A 21,244-nucleotide genomic window follows, 5' to 3' on the forward strand; every position below is an offset into this window, starting at 1 on the left:
CCCGGCGCGGGCCTCCCACCACCCTCACAAGGTCGAGGAGCAGGAATGGACGCACAGTTCACCGTGCCCACCCCCCGCAACGAACCGGTCCGTGGCTACGCACCCGGCAGTCCGGAGCGAGCCTCGCTGGCGGCCCGGATCACCGCGCTGCGCGGCGAGCGACCGGAACTGACCATGACGATCGGCGGCCGGCAGCGGATGGCCGACGGGCCGGCGATCGAGGTGGTGCAGCCGCACCGGCGGCACGAGGTGCTCGGGGTGACCGGCAACGCGTCGCGCGCCGACGCGGCGGCCGCGGTCGAGGCGGCCGAGCTTGCCGCGCCGGGCTGGCGGGAGTTGCCGTTCAGCGAGCGGGCGGCGATCTTCCTGCGCGCCGCCGAGCTGCTCTCGGCCGGCTGGCGGGACACCCTGAACGCGGCCACCGTGCTGGGCCAGTCCAAGTCCTGCTACCAGGCGGAGATCGACGCGGCCTGCGAGCTGATCGACTTCCTGCGGTTCAACGTGCACTTCGGCGAGCGGCTGCTGGCCGAGCAGCCGGAGTCGGCGCCGGGAGTGTGGAACAGGTTCGACCACCGCCCGCTGGAGGGCTTCGTCTACGCGATCACGCCGTTCAACTTCACCGCGATCGCCGGCAACCTGCCCTCCGCCCCGGCGCTGATGGGCAACACTGTGGTCTGGAAGCCGTCGCCGACCCAGCAGTTCGCCGCGCACTTCACCATGCGGTTGTTCGAGGCGGCCGGGCTGCCGCCCGGTGTGATCAACATGGTGACCGGCGACGGGCTCGCGGTGTCCGAGGTGGCACTGGCCCACCCGGCGCTCGCCGGGATCCACTTCACCGGGTCGACGGCGACCTTCCAGAAGCTGTGGGCGACCGTCGGCGCCACCATCGCGAAGTACCGGTCGTATCCGCGGCTGGTCGGCGAGACCGGGGGCAAGGACTTCGTCGTCGCCCATCCGAGCGCGGACCCGGACGCGCTGTTCGCCGCGCTGGTCCGCGGTGCGTACGAGTACCAGGGCCAGAAGTGCTCCGCCGCGTCCCGCGCCTACATCCCGCGCGGGCTCTGGGAGGCCGGCCTGCGGGACCGGCTCGCCGCCGCGGTCGCCTCGATCCGGTACGGCGACGTCACCGACCTGTCCGTCTTCGGCGGTGCGGTGATCGACGACCGATCGTTCGCCCGGCTCGCCGCCGCCCTGGACCGGATCAAGAACAGCGCCTCCTGCACCGTGCTGGCCGGTGGCACCGCGGACGACACCGAGGGCTGGTTCGTCGCGCCGACCCTGGTGGAGTGCACCGATCCGACGCACGAGGTGTTCACCACCGAGTTCTTCGGACCGATCCTGGCCGTGCACGTCTATCCGGACGACGACTTCCGGTCCGTGGTGGAGCAGGCCGACGGCGCCTCGCCGTACGCGCTGACCGGGTCGATCTTCGCGACCGACCGGGCGGCGGTGGCCTGGGCGCAGCGGGCGCTGCGGTTCACGGCGGGCAACTTCTACATCAACGACAAGCCGACCGGTGCGGTGGTCGGGCAGCAACCGTTCGGCGGCGCGCGGGGAAGCGGGACCAACGACAAGGCCGGTTCGATCTTGAATCTGCACCGGTGGGTCTCGCCGCGAACTCTCAAGGAGACGTTCGACGCTCCTACGGCTTGGGAGTACCCCCACATGGGATGAGCCGTCAGTCCGCTTCAGGGCGACGGGTGGGGTGGTTGGACAAGAATGTCCGAATGTGCAGGGCGACTCGCGCAGAAATGGGCGTTTCCTGCCTCGGCCTGCCTGTCTGACCGAATAGCTGCTCCATTTTAGCTGGTCACGCGGGTTCCGGCGCGCGAAACGCCCAGTCTGGGCGCTCGTTGTCGGACTGTCTGTGCGGGACAGTCGTTTGTGGAGGCGCAAACTGGACGGATCGTGCGAAATCCTGGACGTGGCTGCGACAAAGTGGCAGCTTAGAAGGCATGCCCGACTTCCAGATCAATCCCACGGCTGCCGCCTTGCTCGGCCTGCTTCACGAGGGGCCGATGACCGGCGGACAGCTCATGGCGGCTGCCGAACGCCGCCTCGGGCCCTACTGGTCGATGACGCGGAGCCAGGTCTACCGCGAATTGCCCGTACTGGCCGAAATGGGGTATGTCCGCCTCGGCAAGCCGGGCCCACGTTCCAGTCAGCCCTACGCGATCACCGCCTCGGGAAAGCGCGCCTTCAGCCGCTGGCTCACCGAGACACCTGGCCGTGACGCGCTGCGCAACCCGGTCGCGCTGCGGGTCGCCTTCGGCCAGCAGCACAGTGAGGACCAGCTGAAGACGCTCTACACCAATGCGAACCAGTACCACTCGGAGGCGCTGGCGATGGCGAAGGACCAGGCCAAGGAAGTGAAGAAGAACGGTGATCCGTACGGCGCGGCCGCCCTGGAGTTCGCCGTCGCCTATCACAAGGCGGCGCTCACCTGGCTGAAGACCGTTCCGTCCGAATGAGTTGCCGACGCCCCGGCCAGTGAGCTGGCCGGGAAGCGTATTCTTGAGTGTCGTGACCGCTGCCGACTTCCCTGAGCAACTCAAAGCGCTCGACGCCACCCTCCGCAACATCGAGAACGTCTTGGACGTCGACAAGCTGCGGCGCGACAAGACGGAGCTCGAGGAGCAGGCCTCCGCCCCGGACCTCTGGGACGACCAGGCCTACGCGCAGGAGGTCAACAGCCGTCTGTCGTACGTCGCGGGAGAGATCTCCAAGCTGGAGCGGCTGCGCTCCCGGCTCGACGACGCCGGCCTGCTGCTGGAGATGGCCGAGGCGGAGGGTGACACCGACTCGATCGACGAGGTCGGCAGCGAGATCGCCACGCTGTCCAAGGCGATCGAGGAGATGGAGGTCCGCACCCTCCTCTCCGGGGAGTACGACTCCCGCGAGGCGCTGGTCGCGATCCGGGCCGGCGCCGGCGGGGTCGACGCGGCCGACTTCGCCGAGATGCTGATGCGGATGTACCTGCGGTGGGCGGAGCGGCACGGCTACCCGACCGAGGTCTACGACACGTCGTACGCGGAGGAGGCCGGCCTCAAGTCGGCCACCTTCACGGTCAAGGTGCCTTATGCGTACGGCACCCTGAGCGTCGAGTCGGGCACCCACCGGCTGGTCCGGATCAGCCCGTTCGACAACCAGGGCCGCCGGCAGACCAGCTTCGCCGGGGTCGAGGTGATGCCGGTGGTGGAGCAGACCGACCACATCGACATCCCGGAGAACGAGATCCGCGTCGACGTGTACCGGTCGTCCGGCCCCGGTGGGCAGAGCGTCAACACCACCGACTCGGCGGTCCGGCTGACCCACATCCCGACCGGCATCGTGGCCTCCTGTCAGAACGAGAAGTCGCAGTTGCAGAACAAAGCGGCCGCCATGCGGGTGCTCCAGGCCCGCCTCCTGGAGCGCAAGCGCCAGGAAGAGGCGGCCAAGATGGCCGATCTGAAGCAGGACACCACCGGATCGTGGGGGGATCAGATGCGTTCGTACGTGCTGCACCCCTACCAGATGGTGAAGGATTTGCGTACTGAGTACGAAACCGGCAACCCTTCGTCGGTCTTCGACGGCGACGTGGACGGCTTCATCGAGGCGGGTATCCGTTGGCGGAAGCAGAATCAGGCGTCCGCCTAGCTAGATTCATCACGGTGAGCGACCCCACCTGAGCGCTCGGTCAGGTGGGAGTCGTTCAGTTTTGCTGTTGCCGCAGGTGGCGAAGATTCCCGACCCCAGCGGACTTGGCGATTTCGTTACACCGCGTAGACTCCAGTCCCGTGATTCAGCTCGAGAACGTGACGAAGACGTATCCGAAGGCGTCTCGGCCGTCGTTGGACAATGTCAGCGTCGGGATCGAGAAGGGTGAGTTCGTCTTCTTCATCGGCCCCTCCGGTTCTGGCAAGTCGACGATCATCAAGCTGCTGCTGAAGGAGGTCCAGGCGACACGCGGCAAGGTCGTGGTGAACGCCAAGGACGTCACTTCGCTGCGCTCCTGGAAGATCCCGCAGTTCCGTCGCTCGATCGGCTGCGTCTTCCAGGACTTCCGTCTGCTGCCCAACCGCACCGCGTACGAAAATGTCGCGTTTGCCCTTGAAGTGATCGGCAAGACCAAGGCCGTCGCCCGGCGCGTCGTTCCCGAGGTGCTCGAGCTGGTCGGTCTCGGCGGCAAGGAGCACCGCTACCCGCACGAGCTCTCCGGTGGTGAGCAGCAGCGTGTCGCGGTCGCCCGGGCGTTCGTGAACCGTCCGTTGATCCTGCTCGCCGACGAGCCCACGGGTAACCTCGACCCGGACACGTCGATCGAGATCATGCGGCTGCTGGACCGGATCAACCGGACCGGCACGACCGTCGTGATGGTCACGCACGACTCCAACATCGTCAACCAGATGCGCCGCCGGGTCATCGAGATCGAGAGCGGGCGGATCGTCCGTGACCAGGCGCGCGGTGTTTACGGCTGAGACCGGCTCCGTCATCCCAACCAACGCTGAACCTGTGACACGCGGAGTCCCGGAAGGATCCCCCCGATGCGCGTGAAGTATGTCCTCAACGAGGTCCTGGTGGGCCTGTGGCGAAACGTCACCATGTCGGTCGCCATGATCATCACCATGTCGGTCTCGCTGACCATGCTTGGTGCCAGCGTGCTGATGTATCTCCAGGTCGACCGTATGAAGGACTTCTACTACGGCGAGATCGAGGTCTCGATCTTCCTGGTCGACAATGTCACCGACGGTCAGCGCCAGGCGATCAAGCAGAAGATCGACGAGAGCCCGCTGGTCAAGGAGAGCTCCTACGAGACCAAGGAGCAGGCGCTCGAGCGCTTCAAGGTGCTTTACGCCGACTCGCCCGACTTCGTCGCCGCGGTCAACGTGAACAGCCTGCCCGAGTCCTACCGGGTGAAGCTGAAGAACCCGGAGAGCTACGACCAGTTCGCCAAGACCCTCGAGGGCGAGCAGGGCATTCAGCGGATCATCGACCAGCGCGAGCTGCTCCAGAAGGTGTTCAACATCTTCAACTCGGTCCAGCTGATGTCCCTCGTCGTCGCGGCGGTGATGGCCTTCGCCGCGTTGCTGCTGGTCGGCAACACCATCCAGGTCGCCGCGTACAGCAAGCGCCGGGAAGTCGCGGTGATGAAGCTGGTCGGCGCCTCGAACTGGTTCATCCAGGCGCCGTTCGTCCTGGAGGCGGTGGTCGCCGGCCTGATCGGCTCGATCCTCGGCTTCATCGCGCTGTTCATCGGCAAGGTCGTCCTGCTGGACAACAAGCTCCAGGCCCTGACCGCGATCCTGACGCCGGTGCCCGCCGGCAACGTCTGGCTGATGCTGCCCCTGCTCGCCGGCGTCGGCGCGCTGGTCAGCGCGGTGACCGCCTGGGTCACCCTCCGCTTCTACCTCAAGGTCTAACCCTTCAGGAGCTTTGCGTACGAAGGCCGCTACCCCACCTGGGTAGCGGCCTTCGGGGTCTTCGGGGCAGTTTGCGGTATTGCGGGCGATTAGTCAGAGTACGGTGACTCCCTGTGAGGTACCGTCGCCCGAATCCCTTCCTGGCCGCCGCCCTCTGCCTGCTCAGCGCGCTCACCGTGGTCGTGCCCGCCCCGGCCGTGGCGGCGTCCCGGACCGATCGCGACGACGCCGACCGGGCCGCCGCGGCGGTGCGCCGCGCCGAGGCGCTGCTGGAGAACGCCGGCGACACCGCCCGCCTCGCCGCCCGTCGTCTCGCCCTGGCCTCGGCCGCCCTGCCGGCCGCCCAGCATCGGGTGGCCGCCGCCCGCGGCGTGGTCATCGCCACCCGGGTCGAGGCGGACACCGCCCGCGAGCGTGCCGACGCCGCCCGGCAGAGCTACCAGCGGATCGCCGAGGACTGGGCGGCCGCCCAGGCACGGGTGGCCGCCGCCCGGGAGCGGGTCGCCGGCATCGCCCGGTCCAGCTACATGGGCGGCTCGGTCTCCCGGCTCAACCTGCTGGTCTCGGCGACCGGTCCGGCCGACATGATGGACCGGATGAGCCTGGTCGACCAGTTGGTCCGGCAGGAGAACGACGACGTGCGGCGGCTGATCGGGGCACGCCGGGAGGCCCGGGCCGCCCAGGACCGGGCCGGCGCGGCCAGGCAGGCGGCCGAGGTCGCCGAGGCCGACGCGGCCGCCAAACTGCGCGCCGCGCAGTCCGCCCAGGTCGACGCGGTGCGCGCCCGGCGCGACGTCTATCAACTGGTGCTGTCCCGGCGGGCGGCGCTCAGCGCGGCGAACGCCCAGCGCGCCACCGTGCTGGCCCAGTACCGGGCCGCGCTCGCCGCCGAGCGCAAGGTGCGCTCCAGCATGCGCGGCTGGGAGACCCGGTCCGGGTACAGCGGGCGGTACCACGGGCGGCTGCTGATGCCGGTGCACGGCTGGAAGAGCAGCGACTACGGCAACCGGTACGACCCGTACTACCGAGTCTGGCAGCTGCACGCCGGTACCGACTTCGCCGCCGGTTCGGGCACTCCGATCCGGGCCGCCGCGGCCGGTCGGGTGATCCAGGCCGGGTGGAACGGCGGATACGGAAACTACACCTGCATCAGCCACGGCCGGGTCCTCGGTACCAGCTTCTCCACCTGTTACGGCCACCAGTCCCGGATCTTCGTGCACGTCGGCGAGTACGTCCGGCAGGGCGAGATCATCGGAAGGGTCGGTTCCACCGGCGCGTCGACCGGGGCGCACCTGCACTTCGAGACCCGGTTCGGCGGAGCGCCCCGGAATCCGCTGAACTACCTGCCCTCGTGCCTTTGTTAGACTTCTGGGTCGATCGATCACACCCGGGGGTCTGCAGGTATGCCACGCGAACAGGGGCGCAAGCTCGTCGCCTCGAACCGCAAGGCGTACCACGACTACACCATCCTCGAGACCTATGAGGCCGGGATGGTGCTGACCGGCACCGAGGTGAAGTCGCTGCGCGCCGGCCGCTCCTCGCTGGTCGACGCGTTCGGCCACGAGAGCAACGGCGAGATCTTCCTGCACGGCATGCACATCCCGGAGTACACCCAGGGCACCTGGACCAACCATGAGCCCCGCCGGGTCCGCAAGCTGCTGCTGAAGCGCGACGAGATCCACAAGATGATGGGCAAGCTGCGCGACGACGGCGTCACCCTGGTCCCGCTCTCGGTCTACTTCCAGAACGGGTACGCGAAGGTCGAGCTCGGCGTCGCCAAGGGCAAGAAGAGTTACGACAAGCGCCAGGACATGGCGGAACGGGACGCCAAGCGCGAGATCAACCGCGCGATGGGCCGCCGTGCCAAAGGCATGAACTGACGGGGTATTCTGCCCCGCCAAAGCTTGTTGATCACTTCGCTCCTTGCTCCACTCTTCACCGGGGAGACCGGCCGTTGTCCAAGCACAGAGACCGCCAGTTCTTCATCGCCCGAGGCGTGTTCGGCCTGGCCGCGGCCATCCTGGTCGGCCTGGTGGTGTTCATCGCGATGCGCGCCGGCGGCGCCGCGTCCGCCGACGAGACCCCGGTGATGGTGCAGCCCTCGGCCGACTTGCAGGCCGTCGAGTCGACCACCGTCCCGCTGCCCGCACTCTCCTCCGCGGCGCCGACGTCACCGTCGCCCTCGGTGTCGTCGTCGGCCTCGCCGTCCCCGTCGGCCTCCGCCAAGCCCTCGAAGAGCTCGGCCTCGCCGTCCGCGAAGCCGTCGAAGAGTTCCGCCTCGCCGTCCGCCCAGCCGTCGAGGACCTCGCCGTCGCCGGTCCCGCGTGATCTGACCGTCAGCTGCTCGATCAGCTCCTGGGGCTCCGGCTTCATCGCCGGGGTCAAGGTGACCAACACCGGCTCGTCGGCCCACAACTTCACGGTGACCATCGGGTACTCCACCAGCGTCCGGATCTCCGGTGGCCCGTGGAACGCCCGGGCGGCCTCCTCCAGCGGCACCCAGATCGCCCTCGCCAGCGAGTCGTCGCTGGCCGGTGGCGCCAGCATCCGGCTCGGGTTCCAGGGCGAGACCAACGACCGGAACCTCAAGCAGACCGGGTGCTCGGTGGCGGTTGTCGCCGGGTGAGCTAAGATTGTCGGGCTGTACCAATATCCAGGGGGTGACTGGTTTCGACTTCGTACGTGGAGACAGGGGAAGCGAGCCGAGGAAGCCGACGTCGTCTCGAGAATCGGTCGTCGGAAACTTATAAGCGCCAACTCTAAGTTTGACGCTGACCAGTACGCTCTCGCCGCCTGAGGCGAGTAGCGTGGTCTGTCGGTCTGGGAGCGCCTCCGTCCCAGCTACCGGCATCAGCTAGGAGGCTGGCCAACCGGTCCCGGTCACGGGGACCGCGCGGCGAGATCAATCAGTGACTGGGCCCGTCGTCCGAACTTGCTCACGTGAGTCGGAGGGCCGAGTAGGGACATAGTGAGCTGCGCTCGGAGAAGCCCTGACAAAACAACGAAGGACCCGGGTTCGATTCCCGGCACCTCCACCAGTGGAGGACTACTTGAACCCGCGAGAGCGGGGGACGGTTCACCCGCAGCGGCGGCGCCCATGGCGCCGCCGCTGTCGTTTCGGGCCTCCTTGACCAGCGGCAACACCAGGTCCGACAGCTCATCAGCCGCGACGAACGGTCCATCCTCGTCGTGATCGAAATAGACCTTGGCGAAGAACGCCTGATTGAGTACGCGCCGGCCCTGCTGCTTGCACCGGCGGTACAGCTCCTGCGGGTCGGCGAGCAGGTCGAGTAGGTAGAGCATCGTCTCGCCGGCCGTATCGAGCCGCGGAGTGTCCGAGTCGTCGAGCTGCCGGGCCAGCCGATCCCGTTCGTCCCGGATCCTCCGCAGCCGCGCCCCGATCTTGTCCTGCGGCCAGTCCGGATCACCGACCAGGTCGAGGAACCGGTCCTCCTGCCGGTCGAGCGTCTTGAGTTGATCTTTGATCCGGCTACGCAGTTCGGCGCTGGTCCCCGCTGACTCAGACAGCACCTCACCAATGCGGGAGCTGAGATCATCTCGGAGGTCGGCGGGCAGCATGATCGTCGCGTAGTTGTCGACCACGGCCGTCTCAACTCGGGCAACTGGCAGGTAGGGCAGGTCGCAAGCGTGCTGCTGGCGCCCGCGGCAGAAGTAGTAGAAGTGCAGGTCGCCGGTGTGGCTCTTGCCCCGCATGATCATGAGGCGGCGCTGGCATCGGTGACACCAGACGACGCCCTTGAGGTAATGGTTATGGGTGCGCTCGCGGACGCCACCGGCTCGGCGGGTCTCCAGCATGTGCTGCACCCGGTCGAAGACCTCGGGCTCGACCAGCGGTTCGTGCCGGCCCTTGTACTCGACTCCGCGGTAGGAGACGTATCCGAGGTAGTACCGGTCGCGGAGCAGGTTGCCGAGCGAGTTCAGCGAGATCGGGGTACCGGCAGGGAAGCGCTTGGTCGGCTTCGTGCGAAGGCCGGCGTCGCTCAGGGTCGCGATCAGGGCATGGAATCCATACGTTCCGGTGGCGTACAGCTCGAACGCCATCCGGACCAGCGGGCCGCGCACCGGGTCGACGGCGATCGTACGCACCTCGCGTCCCTCGAACGTCTCCCGGACGTTGAGGTAGCCGATCGGGGCGCGGCCAACCGATCCACCCCTGACGATTTTCTGACCCACCTTGTACGCGATGTCCGCTCCCGACGCGCGGGACTGATACTCGTTGACCCCGTCGAGCACCGTGGCGACGAGGTCGCCGATCGCCGAGTCCTCGGTGTAGTCCATGACCGAGATCAGCGTGGCACCGGCGTTGCGAAGGTCCCGCTTGGTGATCGCCGCGTCGATGCTGTTGCGGTGCAGCCGGGACCGCGCGTAGACGAGCACGTAGTCCACGTTCTTCTCGGCCTTGAGTCGGGCCATCATCTCCTGGAGGACCGGTCGGCCGTCCACCGTCGTCGCGGAGCGGCCGGGCTCGACGAACTCGGCGACGATCTCGGCGTCCAGCTCGGCGGCGCGGCGTTGGATGGCCGCGCGCTGGGCGGGCAGCGAAATGCCCTCGGGGTCGTAGTCGGTATTGACCTGCCCGGCCGACGAGACGCGCAGGTAGCTGAATGCGCGTTTGGGCGTGCTCGCCGGCCGGTCGTGCTGGCGCGGAATCTGCGCCATCTCGGTTCCTCCTCAGTCGCGGGTGATCTCCTCGATGATCGTGACGAGCACTCTCGCGAGGATCTGGGGATCGATGCGGATCTCACGTACGGGCCTACGTCGGCGCTTCCGGCGGGGCTCGCGTTGGTTCATCCGTCCGCCGTCCGTCCGCGCCTGTAGCTGCGCAGACGCGTGCGCGGGGACGGACGTCCGCGCGGACTATCCACCGGACTCGGCCCTGGGCATCCGCCAGCGCCCACGGCTGACCTGCGTGGCGTGAGCTTGGAGTCGGTCGTAGATCCATGTGCGCCTCATTCCGGTGATTCGCATGAGTTCAGAAACGGACAGCCCGTGCTCGGGTGCCTCGTTGAGAGCAGCCCAGAGAGCGGCTTCGGGGTCGGATCCGGTGATGACTTCGCCTTGGAAGACCTCCCTACTGGTGAGGGCATCGGCGGATAGGCGATCAAGGGCCGGACGCTCGTCCGCGTAGCGCTCGACCGTGGCGCGGACATCGTCGTCAGTCACCAGGTAGGCCCGGGCGCGACGTGGGTGGTTGAAGCCCTCGGCGGAGACGAGGAACTTGCCGGGCGCGTCCAGGTCGTGCGCGTGCCAACCAGCGGCCCCCATGCCCTGACCGAGGATCAGATCGGTGTCCCGGCGCTCACGGACGCGCAGGCAGATACGTACGTCCATCTGTGAGCGGATGGCACCCTTGCCCATGGCTTGCTGAGTCGGGCGCTGGGTCGCCGCGAGCAGCGTCTCGGCGAGCGCGCGGCCACGGCGGGCGATCGAGTCCGCGTACTCGACGGAGGCGGGGGACTGCTCGGCCAGTTCCGCGTACTCGTCTACCACGATGACCAGGGCTGGCGTGCGTTCGGTGGGGATCCAGAGACGCGACGACGATTCGGCCATCGCCCGGGCACGTGCTTCGAGCACCCGGACGGCGTCGCGCAACATCGTCTCCGCCTCGGCCGGGGTGGTGGCCAGCCGGGCGAGGCAGGGTACCCACGGACGTAGCTCCATGCCGCCCTTGAGATCGATGCCCCAGAGCACGACGTCGGGGCAGGCGACCAGGTTGCCGATGATGACGTTGAGGACGCCGCTCTTGCCAGCGCCCGCGATGCCGCCAACCAGGACGTGCCGACGCAGCATCGGTACCGCGACGTTGGCCGCGTCCTCGAAGACGCCGAGCCGGATGGGGTCGGCCACCGATCGGGCAGTCGGGCCGCGCCATGGAACGGCGTTGGCGTGCGGGTCCTCGGCGAGCACTCGCATGACGAACCGACCGGCGTGTGCCGGATCTGGCTCGACCCGGACCGCTCCGGGGCGGGTGCCGAGTCCCGACTCGATGGCGGGTACCTGTGCGAGGACGTCCGCGACCGTTTGACCTGCTCGTAGTGTCATCCGGGCACGCCAACCCCATACGTCGACCACGGCGGACATCACCCGCGACCCGGCAAGGCCGATTTGCTCGGCCAGGTCAGGCCACCCCTGCATGGTGCGATCCACTCGGACACGGGCTCGGCGGCGCCGGTGTGACCACCAAGGGATCGCGCAGACAGCCATGGCGACGAGCAGGAGGATTTGCAGTGGCTTCTGACCCGGGCCGAACGCGGTCGACGGCGAGCCAGCCACCGGCGACCGCGATCACGGTCGCCGCGTAGACGCGCTCTTCGACTCGGAGAGCACCACGAAGTGCGGTCAGGACAACCGCCAAGCCGGTGGCGACAAGGACCCACGACGGGCGGATCAGCCTGCGCGCCCGGGCCATCAACCTCGACGGCAAAACCGTGCTGGACGTGCACGAATGGGCTACCGACCCGGTCACCCTCGGCACCAGCGTGGCCGCCGTGCTGCTGCGCCAAGGCGCCCGCGACCTGCTCGCCTAACACCCCGATCATCGGGCGAGGCGACGGACAACGTCCGTGGCGTCCTTACAAACGCCGTGCAGTACTCAAGCGCGAGCAGCTGAGAGGGGCGCCCGCAGGAAGAGGGCGATGTGCTCCGCCGGGGCAACGATGGCCGGTCTTCAGCGTCCCACCGGTGAGAATGTATCTGCCACGTGAGCCGCGGACGACGGGCACCCGAGCCGGCACTACAGAGGTGTCACAGAACCTCTTTGTGGTGCGACGGCAGCGGGTTGCGTCAGCTCGGTATACCGCGATCTTGGTGGGCATGAGAAAGGGTTTGACCGTTGTCCCGATCAAGCCCTCCACAAAGAGCGGAGGTAATGACCGCCTACCTGAACCTGAGCGAGCACCTTCATCTTCTCCATCAGGTCTTCAACGGCTAGGCGCGTCAGATTCAGAGGTCACGCTCACCCCTTTCCTGACCGCGAGCTCGCGGTTCAGACCGAGGATCGCTCGCCTCAAGGCCTCCATCACATGCAAGGCCGCTTCAGGAGAATTAGTTTGCAGCGCCAGGTCACTCCAAGCCGACATCACCGGCCACCACCACTGCTCTTGGTGCCGCAGGTCGTGCGCAAGCTTACGAAACCTGTCAATATCCTGCGCTGTAATTTGCAAATTGGGGTTGCGATCAAGAAAATCAACAACAAGCAAGGATGGATCACTATAGAGTGCAGCCTTCAACCTATGGAGACGCTCAATGCGTCGCGCGTCTTCCCGAGTTTGGATAGCCGCTTGCCGCTCGACCGCACCCACACGCACAGATATACGAGCCGTAAGACGCCTATAATAACTTCGAAGACTTCCTCTCGGAATGCCAAATTGAGAGTTCAGTGCATCCGCGCACTGCGAAGCCTCGTCGCCTGCCCAGTCCGTGCATTGCCGGCGGATCTCTTGACCAAGGAGGTTGCGCACATAGCTTTCGAGATCCCCATGACGCTTCCATCCGCGATAGCACTGTGCTTCATAACTAACCTCAAAGCATATTTCAGGTGTAGCTGTTGGACACCTTAAGCTTGCGGGTGAACGTAGCATTATTGCCCGACCGAACCAACCAATCAAAGTAGTCACCTATCAAGTTCCAGGATCTTAGCGAGGTCGGCAACCGGATCGCGATTCGCCTCACTACCCGCCTGGCGAAGCTGCGCCGACAGGTTGAACATGGACAGCAGTGCACCATTCTGCCTAACGGCGTGCCCGATCCGTTCGAGAACCTGAAGATAAAGCATACTATCCATGCTTGCCTTCTGAATGAGATGAATAACAGCCCGGCTCAGATTAGGCTGAGCGATGATTCGGCCAATCATGCGATCTACATTTTGTTCAGAATCGCGCTTCTCAAGAAGCCACCTATAGCCTCTAAAGTCTGACTCGGCGATCGCCACAAAGGCAAGTCCAGTTGCTCTACTATCTGGACTCTTTGCAAACCATGTCTCGGCTTTCTCCAAGAACCATTCAGAAAGCTGTGGGTCATCAACAGTTTCGCGGAAGGTAGCGCTGACCTCCTCAAGAACATTCGGCGACGTAGAGTAGTCAGCCACTCGCTGAAGCCTTTTGACTGCAATATCGCATCGATCAGTGTGCAACATTCCTTTTGCAACCTCGACGACGACTGACTGGTAGTCAGACTGTACGGCCCAGTCATATATAAGACGCTCACACCGTCGTTGCATATGCGGGTTTCGGAGCGCGCGAGATAGAACGCCACTCAGGATTTCCGGCTTATTATGCCTCTGAGCTTGGGGGCCTATAGTACCTTTAATAATGTCTACGTCCTGCTGTCTCTGGATTGCAGAGAATAGCAGTTCGTCGGCACTCTGTCCCTTTAGCTCCTCAGACGACCCGATTACCCAGGCAGTTAGCGGACCGCGAGACTTCGGGTAATTATCCCATACGTACTTGACAACCGCTTCGGCTAGACCCTCACGCTTCAAGGCCACCAAGTCACCGCTGGTAGGTTCGGCCTGAATAGCCTGTAGGCGACCTCGTAGCCCCGGTTTCGCGAGAGTCAGGAATGGCTCGGACTTTCCCTCTTCCGGGCGTTTCTTTCCTCGAAGCTGATACTCAAGCTGTTCAGCGCCTTCCTCAAGCTTGCGAAGACTCACATGCCGGTAGCATGCAAGAGCGAGGATAAGGCATCTGTCTTGAGGCGACAGTACCTTAAGATTGCCAGATCGGTGAACGGTGTAACTAGAGCTTGCGCTCGCGTAATCGCGATCGGCAAACATCACGTCAAGCTCTTCTGAGTGATCGTCAAGGGCTTCCGCAATGTCTGACGCATCGAGGTGCGGCCCCGTATCTCCGAATCTTCCGGCTTCATGATAGAGATGAAGCACCCTCTCGACGGCAGTCATTGTCTGGACGGCATTCCGCCCACGGAGATGACTCACGACCCGGTTATCCTCGAACATCGATGTTACTTCAGGAGCCCTTGCTTCGATATATCTCTTCGCAAGTTCGACAGGATCGGGAGCGCTCCGAAGGTAAATGACCCGGACTTTATCAACGGCTTTGGCAGAAAAGCCGGGCCATACTTCCTCCTGAACAGTAATGACCAAGTGCGACTGAATATCATGGAATTCGGTAGCGATCTGTCCAAGACTTCTTATAAATTGCTCTGAGGGGCGGTCGTGCTCAGGATCCTTGAGATCAAGCACCGCCCCGCGTCGGGCACGCCGAGGTATCGATTCAACGTTTGGCGAGCTCCAGTCACCCGGATCCAGACGAGTAATGTTCGTACTTTCTGGAGTAATTTGTAGAAGCAAGTTTTCAACAAAGGTTGTAGCCCCCATACCCGCTGCCGCTACAACTATCAGGATGCACGCGCTACGGAGCGCTTCGCCGGCTCTATCCCACTCCGTGCTCCACTCGGGAGCAGCGTAGAAGACATCGTTCTGCATAGACTGCCGATTAAGTACCGTTTCAGTCAGCCAGCTGTCACGGACTGCTCTATTTGAACCTTGCGATCGATCTATGGGTGGATTCGCGTAAGGCTTAAGAAGCGATTCGAGCATCTCCACCCGCGCAATCCATACGCGGTTCTGGTTCCATCCGTCTATTGAATTATAACGTCCTGTCAAAACCCCTATGACAGCCTGGTCGCCGTCGCGAACGATAGGGCAACCGCTCATCCCTTGGGTGACTCCTGATGCAGTGGCAGCGGCGAGCAGAAGACCATCTGGCCTCTCTGCCAGACCCTCCCAAATGCCTCGACTTTCCAGGAAATTGAATTGCTGGTCGCCATCCGATTCAGGCATGATGCCATACCCAGCAACCGAAAATTCGGTACCGGGCATCTGGGCGTCGGACAGCGCTAAGAGTGAGACACTGCCAGCTAGATTCTGAGCCGAATGAAGTAGGGCAAGATCATTCTTCATGTCGGTAGCGAGAACGCTGGCTCTAATTCTTCGCTCGCTTCCTGGCACTACGGGTTCGATCCACACCTCGGATCCGACCGGATCGGAGATGACATCCGCAAGCACGTGATATGCCGTCACCAAGTATCCGTCCGCGACTTGGAAGCAAGTTCCAACGGGGATATCCGTGGTATCTACAACACGTCCGAGACAGAGTTTCAGACTGACCGCTGAGCCTGTGCTACTCATTGGATTCCTTTTGGCCGTCAGAGTCGTGCCACTCGAATGATTCGTCAGGATCCGTGACCGGATTTTGCGCGAATATCATTTTCACCGCTAGTGTGCCCTCAGCCGAGACTCCGCCCAAGATGATGTTTCCTTGCGCCGAAAACTTCAAACCAAATTGGATTTCGATCTGACTAGCCTGACTAGCCTTCTGGGCTACGTGCAGGCCGGTCGCAGAAATAGACTGCGCTACGGCTTCGATTACTTTTTGTGATCTTTCCAGCAAGTCCGATACCTTCTCGGCAGTCTGCTGCCTCCCCGAGGTGGGCTCGGTTCCTGCGCTGCGTGTGACTTCGACGAGAATCTGCACGCCATTGATGTCCGCCGGAAGTAGCATATAGAGCTCCTTTGAGCGCCGTACGACTCTCCTTGATCGGCAACTAAGCAAGCTTCGACGAGCATCGTTGGTTATTGCGCTCCGCCGGACCCCTTACGTCGGATAACTGACACAGCAAATAACAAGCAAGGAGCCGACATCATCTGACGGTCACCATGCGCTTTGTGCGCCCGTGGTCAGGAATCCGACAGACTTTGGCAGATTGATCTGCATCTCTTAGACTAAGGACCGGCCGCTCGGCGCTAGATGGCGTTTGGAGAGCACATGGATGATCAAACAGCCAGAGATGAGAGTGTGGCGGCGGTCTACATCGGCGGAGATAGCGAAGCCCAAGTCCTCAACAGAGCGGCGCAGTGGGCGGCTAGTAATGATGGGGCAGTTGAGATACAGGCCGTGCATTGGCAACGTCTTTCGCCTCGATTGACCGCCGATCAGCCGGTCTTTGAGATTCACATCTATTTCGAACCGCAACAAGCCGACTAACCCAGGCGCCGTTCGATTTGGCAAAGCTATTCGACGGCGTTAGGCTCGCAACCAGCTAGACCGAAGTGCGGACTGTGGTCAGCAGAGCCGGCGACGCTCGTCATACTGCCCGCTTGGGAACTCGTCGTTCCGGACACCGTGTGCCGCCGAACGGACAACAAGACGTTCCCAAGACGTCTGTCGGGCGCGGTTGGAGTGCCGTCAAGGCAGCCGAAGCTGTTAGCAACGCCGAGGCAGCTACGCACCAAGGGGTCACGACGCGCCCTAATACTGCAACGGCATTTCGGGTGGTGTCTGCCCGCGCCGGTGGTAGTGGCTGACGCGGGCTTGCCATTGGCGGTGTCGTCGGAAGTAGGACCAGGCCAGGACGTGGTCGGCTGATGGTCGGCGCGTCAGGGTGAATGCCAGGAGGAGGCGGCGCAGCTCGGGTACCGTCAGCGCGATTACTGTGCCCGGGTCGAAGTCGGGTTTGCCTGTGCGGCCAAGGCCTTGACCACGACGAGCAGCGCATGCGCGGCGATGGACAGGGTGATGTGGGCATACCAGGCCCGCCAGTCGCGGACCTGGTATTCATCGAGGCCGGCTTCGTTCTTGGCCTGTTGGAAGCATTCCTCGACTGGCCAGCGGCGTCCGGCGATGCGGGCCAGCTGGGTCAGGGTAGTGCGGGTCGGGGCGTAGCAGTGGTAGTAGGCAAGCTCGGTCGGGTCGCTGATCGAGCGACGGGCCATCACCCAGTGCCCGAACCCGTGCCGCCATTCGGGTCTGACCGCGACGCGGGCCCAGTCGTAGCACCGTTGGCCGTGCGCACCCGCGCCGCAGCTGATCCGTCGCCATTTCGCCGCTGGTAGAGCGGCCAGATCGGGCATGGCCACGACGTGCTGCCAGTCCCGGCCGGGTGCGGTGTCGTCGCAGCGGGTCGCCAGGACGTGCGGGATCCGGCGCTCTTCCAGCCAGGTGCGTAGGTAGGGGACCTGGCCGTAGACCTCGTCGTCGGCGACCCACCCGAACGGCACGGCGGCGTCGATCGCGCGTTGCAGCATCGTCATCGCGATACGCGGTTTGGTGGCGAACTCGACGTCGTCGCCGATCCCGGCCCGCCGGCAGCGATCCCGGTCGTCGGTCCAGGACTTGGGCAGGTACAGCGCCCGGTCGATCAGGGCGTGGCCGTGACCGCCGACGTACGCCAGAGACACCCCGATCTGGCAGTTCTCGGTCCGCCCGGCGGTGCCGGAGTACTGCCGTTGCACCCCGGCGGAGTGCTGGCCCTTCTTCAAGAAGCCGGTGTCGTCGACGACCAGGACCGCGTCCGGGTCACCCAGGTGGGTCACCACGAGGTCACGCACGTCGTCGCGGACGCCGTCAACGTCGAACTCGGCCCGGCGCAGCAGCCGCTGCATCCCGCCCGGACTGACGTCACCGGCATGCTCGGCGATCGTCCACCCGTTATGCCGGGACAGTCCGGCGGTCAGACCGCGCAGGTAGCGCGCGGCCCGGGACCGCGGCTCGATACGACCGAACCGCGGTCCGATCCGTGTGCAGAAACGATCCAGCTCCAACCGCCACTGATCGACAACCTTCACACCATGACCAACGCGCGAACAGCAAGAGCGTCACTCACCAAAGTGCCGCTGCAGTACTAAGCCGTGCGGTGCGGGTGGCAACGGCGCGAACCAGGGTCCGGTCGTGCATGCCGCCACAAGCGCACGGCCGGACCTCTGCTTGTTCGCCAGCTTTGCGAGGAAGCGATGCCACATTCGCGTCGGCATGCATCGGCCTCGACCCCGCCGAAGCACCGGCCAGCAACCATCCATCGACCATCACGCCACTGGTGGGTGCCATGGCGCTCACGCTGCGCCTGCGGGCTCAGCGACTGGCCGTGCCAAGCCACTACCTGCGGGTCAGCACCGGCCAGCACACGTCCGCCAGCACCACCCCGAACGGAACGCGCTCCGTCGGCCGGATCAGCGCCGGAAACGAGTCAGCGTCCGGCCTGGGACGGGCCGACGATCCTGCTCACTCCGCTACTGACCTGCGGCCGGCGGTGGCGCAGCAACGGCGCCGAATGGGCGCCCGTGTACTTCACCTCGCCGACCGCCCATCCTGGAAGCGCCAGCACTGCAGCGACGCTGCCAAGCCGTAGTTGCTGGGCTGGCCGGAGGCAAGGAAGGCCCGGCTGCACAACGCGGAGCGTATACAGCCGAGCCTCGATCAACGTCGTTGCCACCCGCACCAGGTATGAAGAGACGGCGGCCGGTTGGCCACCTGGAGCGCGGCTGCCTCGGCGTTGCCCATAGCGTCAATCCCACGGCGCGACAGCTCAACCGCGACTGACTGGACGTCCGAGGCACGGCTTCTCGTCCCCCTAGGTACAGCACCGGATCAGCAGTTAGCTGACGGCGTCTTTCAAATGTCGGACCTGGTCACCGAGGTTCAAGTAAGAGGTCATTACCTCCTCGGCATTGCGGCCCCCTGTTCGCGGAAAGCGTGAACCGGGGGCCGTTTCGGTTTGTCTGCTCCGGAGGGGCCGAGCCCTCGGACACCCCGAGTTACGTGGGTTGCGGTGGCTGCGGTTGGTAGCGGTTCGTAGTGGGCCGCTTTGCGCGCTGCGCGCGCTCGCCAGGAGCGAACCGGCTTTTTGGCACCGGTGGACCTAGGCGGGCAGGACGTCGATGTCGTATTTCGGTATCTCGGCGTCGCGAGTTACCAAGGTCATGCGTTCGACCTGGGCCTGGGCGATGAGCATGCGGTCGAACGGGTCTCGGTGAATGAGGGGGAGGCGTCCTGCGGCGATGGCGTGCTCGGCGGTGATGTCCAGGTGGCGGAAGCCGCTGTCGCGGATGCGTTCGGGGAGATCGGCCGGCTTCTCCAGCTTGCCGATGGACTGCTTGATGGCCACCTCCCAGATTGTTGCCGGGCTGATGTAGACGTCCGGCTCGTGGTCGAGCCGGTCCTTGATCTCGGTGGCGAGCGTGGGATCGTCCGTGAGCCACCACAGCACGATGTGCGTGTCCAGAAGCAGGCTCATGCGAGACCGAAATCCCGGGCGATGGATTCGTTCGTCTCGGGGGAGTCCCAGTCGTCGGCTATGACGAGTTGGCCGGCCAGGGAGCCTCGACCAGTTCTGTCGACCCTGCGGTTGAGCGGAATCACCTTGGCAACGGGGGTGCCGGCCCGGCTGATGATGATCTCTTCACCGTGCTCGACGCGGTCGATGATCCGCGAAAGGTTCGTCTTCGCGTCGTGGATGTTGAACTGCGCGGCTGCTTCTGGCATGGCCTCCTCCTTAGCTAAGAGGTTAGCCCGCCACCGGAGCGTCGAGTGAGATCCAGCTCCACTGCCTGGCGGCCCCCTGTTCGCGGAAAGCGCGAGCCGGGGGCCGTTTCGGTTTGTCTGCTCCGGGGGCCGAGCCCCCGGAAACCCCGCGGCTCTTGGCCCCTCAAGCCGGCGGCCTCGCGCCTCCCCTACAGCAGGCTCTTCGAGCTCGCGAATCCTTGGCTGTCCGTGGGTTCAGCGGGCCCTGCGCCGCCCTTGACCCTGCGGGTCCCACGTGGGTCTGGCGTTCCGGGAGGAAGTTGGGGTTTGTTGTAACCGGACGGGGTGGTGCGGTGTGTATTCCGGTGTGGGGGTATCGACGGCGGCTGGGGCTGTGGTGGGGGATGACGGGGCGGACTTCGACTCGTTTTATGCGGGGGCGGTTCGGCGGGTTGTGCTCTATCTCTATGCCATCTGTGGGGACCGGGACGTGGCGCAGGACGTGGCGCAGGAGGCGTTTGCCCGGGGGTGGCAGCACTGGGCCCGGGTTGCGCGGTATGACGAGCCCGAGGCCTGGGTGCGGACTGTCGGCGCTCGGCTGCTGATCAATCGGTGGCGTGGGGTGCGGCGGTGGGTGGCGGCGCGGTCTCGCCTGGGGCCGCCGGATGAGGCGAGCGGGAGTCCGTCGCCGGACCGGGTGGCTGTGGTCGCGGCTCTTCAGCGGCTGCCGAAGTCGCAGCGGCAGGTCATAGCTCTGTACTACCTCCTCGACATCTCGGTGCGGGACATCGCGGCGGACCTCGGCGTTCCGGAGGGGACGGTCAAGGTGCGGCTCTCCCGGGGGCGGGCCGCGCTTGCCCGGCTGCTCGGCGACAACGATCAGGAGAACAGTGATGTCACGTCCCGTGCCTGACCGACTTCGGGAGCTGGAGGCCGACGTTCGTGACCTGCGGGTGCTGCCGGCCGCCGAGGTCCGTGCCCGTGGCCGGCGCCGGGGACGCCGTCAGCTGGCCGCCGTGACGGTGGCCGGTGTGGTCGTGGCGGCGGTGGCGGCCGTGGCGTTCGTCTGGCCGAGCGAGCACGGTGCGCCGGGCGTCGACGCGCCGGTCGGTGACCCGCCGGCCGGGCGGACCGAGGTGCCGTGTGTGCTGACCCTGCCGGATGATCCGGCGCAGGTGAGGATCCGGGTGCTGGACGGGGGAGCGAAGACCGCGCTGATCGACGACGCCGCCGCGCAGCTGCGGGAGCGCCGCTTCACCGTGCTCAACGGCGCGACCGGGTATCCGCTGCCGGGCGTGGCTTCGCTGAGTTACGGGCCGGCCGGGATCGGATCGGCCGTCCTGGTGCGAGCGGAACTGCACGGGGAAGCGACCATGCTGTTCGATCCCAGCTTTCCGGACGCGACCGTCGAGGTGACGCTCGGCCAGGGCTTCACCCGGCTGACCAGCCCGACCGAGACGAATCAGAACCTGGCGGAGGCCGGTGAGCCGACCGCGCCGCCGGAATGTTCGGTCGTCGCGACTGAGTCGGCGGGCGGCTGAGCGAGACGGCTCGATGGATCGGCCC

Annotated in this window: 18 protein-coding genes, 1 other RNA gene and 2 pseudogenes; 13 read left to right on the forward strand and 8 right to left on the reverse strand. The window is 65.3% G+C overall.

Annotated elements, in window-relative coordinates; all coding sequences use genetic code 11:
- The first annotated feature begins 45 nt into the window (after window positions 1-45).
- From pruA to ssrA, 9 genes are all read left to right on the forward strand, one after another.
- Complete coding sequence (gene pruA / locus Aiant_RS26025; protein WP_189329453.1) at window positions 46-1,674, forward strand: L-glutamate gamma-semialdehyde dehydrogenase; 1,629 nt, start codon at window positions 46-48, stop codon at window positions 1,672-1,674.
- Window positions 1,675-1,955: 281 nt separating this feature from the next.
- A complete protein-coding gene (locus tag Aiant_RS26030; RefSeq protein WP_189329454.1) occupies window positions 1,956-2,471 on the forward strand; it encodes a PadR family transcriptional regulator in 516 nt (171 codons plus the stop codon).
- A gap of 52 nt (window positions 2,472-2,523) precedes the next feature.
- Window positions 2,524-3,636 carry a peptide chain release factor 2 gene (prfB, locus tag Aiant_RS26035; protein WP_189329455.1) on the forward strand — a complete coding sequence of 371 codons (1,113 nt, stop codon included), beginning with the start codon at window positions 2,524-2,526 and terminating at the stop codon, window positions 3,634-3,636.
- Between the two features lie 140 nt (window positions 3,637-3,776).
- Entirely contained in the window at window positions 3,777-4,457 is a 681-nt protein-coding gene (gene ftsE / locus Aiant_RS26040) for a cell division ATP-binding protein FtsE (protein WP_189329456.1), read from the forward strand.
- 66 nt (window positions 4,458-4,523) lie between these two features.
- Window positions 4,524-5,399: a permease-like cell division protein FtsX gene (gene ftsX, locus Aiant_RS26045; RefSeq protein WP_189329457.1), complete on the forward strand. Its 876-nt coding sequence runs from the start codon at window positions 4,524-4,526 to the stop codon at window positions 5,397-5,399.
- Between the two features lie 113 nt (window positions 5,400-5,512).
- Window positions 5,513-6,763, forward strand: a complete 1,251-nt coding sequence (locus Aiant_RS26050) for a M23 family metallopeptidase (RefSeq protein ID WP_189329458.1) — start codon at window positions 5,513-5,515, stop codon at window positions 6,761-6,763.
- A gap of 39 nt (window positions 6,764-6,802) precedes the next feature.
- Window positions 6,803-7,279, forward strand: a complete 477-nt coding sequence (smpB, locus tag Aiant_RS26055; RefSeq protein ID WP_189329459.1) for an SsrA-binding protein SmpB — start codon at window positions 6,803-6,805, stop codon at window positions 7,277-7,279.
- Window positions 7,280-7,353: 74 nt separating this feature from the next.
- Complete coding sequence (locus tag Aiant_RS26060; RefSeq protein WP_189329460.1) at window positions 7,354-8,025, forward strand: cellulose binding domain-containing protein; 672 nt, start codon at window positions 7,354-7,356, stop codon at window positions 8,023-8,025.
- A 30-nt stretch (window positions 8,026-8,055) separates the two neighbouring features.
- Window positions 8,056-8,437, forward strand: a transfer-messenger RNA (tmRNA) gene (ssrA, locus tag Aiant_RS26065).
- 613 nt (window positions 8,438-9,050) lie between these two features.
- Here ssrA and Aiant_RS47040 read toward each other — a convergent pair.
- Together Aiant_RS47040 and Aiant_RS26080 are read right to left on the reverse strand one after the other, a co-directional pair.
- A pseudogene (locus Aiant_RS47040) lies at window positions 9,051-10,079 on the reverse strand (recombinase family protein); the annotation flags it as partial.
- A gap of 198 nt (window positions 10,080-10,277) precedes the next feature.
- Complete coding sequence (locus Aiant_RS26080) at window positions 10,278-11,567, reverse strand: FtsK/SpoIIIE domain-containing protein (RefSeq protein WP_189329461.1); 1,290 nt, start codon at window positions 11,565-11,567, stop codon at window positions 10,278-10,280.
- Between the two features lie 212 nt (window positions 11,568-11,779).
- On the opposite strand from Aiant_RS26080, the gene Aiant_RS26085 reads away from it, so the two are divergent.
- Complete coding sequence (locus tag Aiant_RS26085) at window positions 11,780-11,947, forward strand: hypothetical protein (protein WP_212846521.1); 168 nt, start codon at window positions 11,780-11,782, stop codon at window positions 11,945-11,947.
- Between the two features lie 393 nt (window positions 11,948-12,340).
- Here Aiant_RS26085 and Aiant_RS26090 read toward each other — a convergent pair whose 3' ends face one another.
- From Aiant_RS26090 to Aiant_RS26100, 3 genes are all read right to left on the reverse strand, one after another.
- Window positions 12,341-12,619, reverse strand: coding sequence for a hypothetical protein (locus tag Aiant_RS26090; protein ID WP_212846522.1), 279 nt, complete (start codon window positions 12,617-12,619; stop codon window positions 12,341-12,343).
- A gap of 413 nt (window positions 12,620-13,032) precedes the next feature.
- On the reverse strand, window positions 13,033-15,462 hold the full coding sequence (locus Aiant_RS26095) for a S1 family peptidase (protein ID WP_189329463.1): 2,430 nt from the start codon (window positions 15,460-15,462) through the stop codon (window positions 13,033-13,035).
- Between the two features lie 100 nt (window positions 15,463-15,562).
- A complete protein-coding gene (locus Aiant_RS26100; protein ID WP_189329464.1) occupies window positions 15,563-15,943 on the reverse strand; it encodes a CU044_2847 family protein in 381 nt (126 codons plus the stop codon).
- Window positions 15,944-16,207: 264 nt separating this feature from the next.
- Between Aiant_RS26100 and Aiant_RS26105 the strand changes: the two genes are divergently transcribed.
- A complete protein-coding gene (locus Aiant_RS26105; RefSeq protein ID WP_189329465.1) occupies window positions 16,208-16,426 on the forward strand; it encodes a hypothetical protein in 219 nt (72 codons plus the stop codon).
- Between the two features lie 464 nt (window positions 16,427-16,890).
- Here Aiant_RS26105 and Aiant_RS26110 read toward each other — a convergent pair.
- The 3 genes and pseudogenes from Aiant_RS26110 to Aiant_RS26120 all read right to left on the reverse strand — a co-directional run.
- Window positions 16,891-18,006: pseudogene (locus Aiant_RS26110) on the reverse strand (IS701 family transposase); the annotation flags it as partial.
- Window positions 18,007-19,076: 1,070 nt separating this feature from the next.
- On the reverse strand, window positions 19,077-19,451 hold the full coding sequence (locus Aiant_RS26115; RefSeq protein ID WP_189329466.1) for a type II toxin-antitoxin system VapC family toxin: 375 nt from the start codon (window positions 19,449-19,451) through the stop codon (window positions 19,077-19,079).
- The gene (locus tag Aiant_RS26120) at window positions 19,448-19,699 is read right to left on the reverse strand and encodes a type II toxin-antitoxin system Phd/YefM family antitoxin (RefSeq protein ID WP_189329467.1); all 252 of its coding nucleotides are present in this window, start codon (window positions 19,697-19,699) and stop codon (window positions 19,448-19,450) included. The genes Aiant_RS26115 and Aiant_RS26120 overlap by 4 nt, the downstream gene beginning before the upstream one ends.
- Window positions 19,700-20,072: 373 nt before the next feature.
- Between Aiant_RS26120 and Aiant_RS26125 the strand changes: the two genes are divergently transcribed.
- Together Aiant_RS26125 and Aiant_RS26130 are read left to right on the forward strand one after the other, a co-directional pair.
- The gene (locus tag Aiant_RS26125; protein ID WP_189329468.1) at window positions 20,073-20,591 is read left to right on the forward strand and encodes a SigE family RNA polymerase sigma factor; all 519 of its coding nucleotides are present in this window, start codon (window positions 20,073-20,075) and stop codon (window positions 20,589-20,591) included.
- Window positions 20,584-21,219, forward strand: coding sequence for a LytR C-terminal domain-containing protein (locus Aiant_RS26130; protein WP_189329469.1), 636 nt, complete (start codon window positions 20,584-20,586; stop codon window positions 21,217-21,219). Before Aiant_RS26125 ends, Aiant_RS26130 begins: the two co-directional genes overlap by 8 nt.
- Window positions 21,220-21,244: the final 25 nt, after the last annotated feature.

The sequence above is a fragment of the Actinoplanes ianthinogenes genome (genome assembly GCF_018324205.1).
GTDB lineage: Bacteria > Actinomycetota > Actinomycetes > Mycobacteriales > Micromonosporaceae > Actinoplanes > Actinoplanes ianthinogenes.

Excerpts from the sequence above, each read along its gene's own strand:
- ftsX (WP_189329457.1), top strand. The coding sequence starts at position 4,524 with ATGCGCGTGAAGTATGTCCTCAACGAGGTCCTGGTGGGCCTGTGGCGA.
- Aiant_RS26115 (WP_189329466.1), bottom strand. The coding sequence starts at position 19,451 with ATGAGCCTGCTTCTGGACACGCACATCGTGCTGTGGTGGCTCACGGAC.
- Aiant_RS26120 (WP_189329467.1), bottom strand. The coding sequence starts at position 19,699 with ATGCCAGAAGCAGCCGCGCAGTTCAACATCCACGACGCGAAGACGAAC.
- Aiant_RS26105 (WP_189329465.1), top strand. The coding sequence starts at position 16,208 with ATGGATGATCAAACAGCCAGAGATGAGAGTGTGGCGGCGGTCTACATC.
- Aiant_RS26030 (WP_189329454.1), top strand. The coding sequence starts at position 1,956 with ATGCCCGACTTCCAGATCAATCCCACGGCTGCCGCCTTGCTCGGCCTG.
- Aiant_RS26100 (WP_189329464.1), bottom strand. The coding sequence starts at position 15,943 with ATGCTACTTCCGGCGGACATCAATGGCGTGCAGATTCTCGTCGAAGTC.
- pruA (WP_189329453.1), top strand. The coding sequence starts at position 46 with ATGGACGCACAGTTCACCGTGCCCACCCCCCGCAACGAACCGGTCCGT.
- smpB (WP_189329459.1), top strand. The coding sequence starts at position 6,803 with ATGCCACGCGAACAGGGGCGCAAGCTCGTCGCCTCGAACCGCAAGGCG.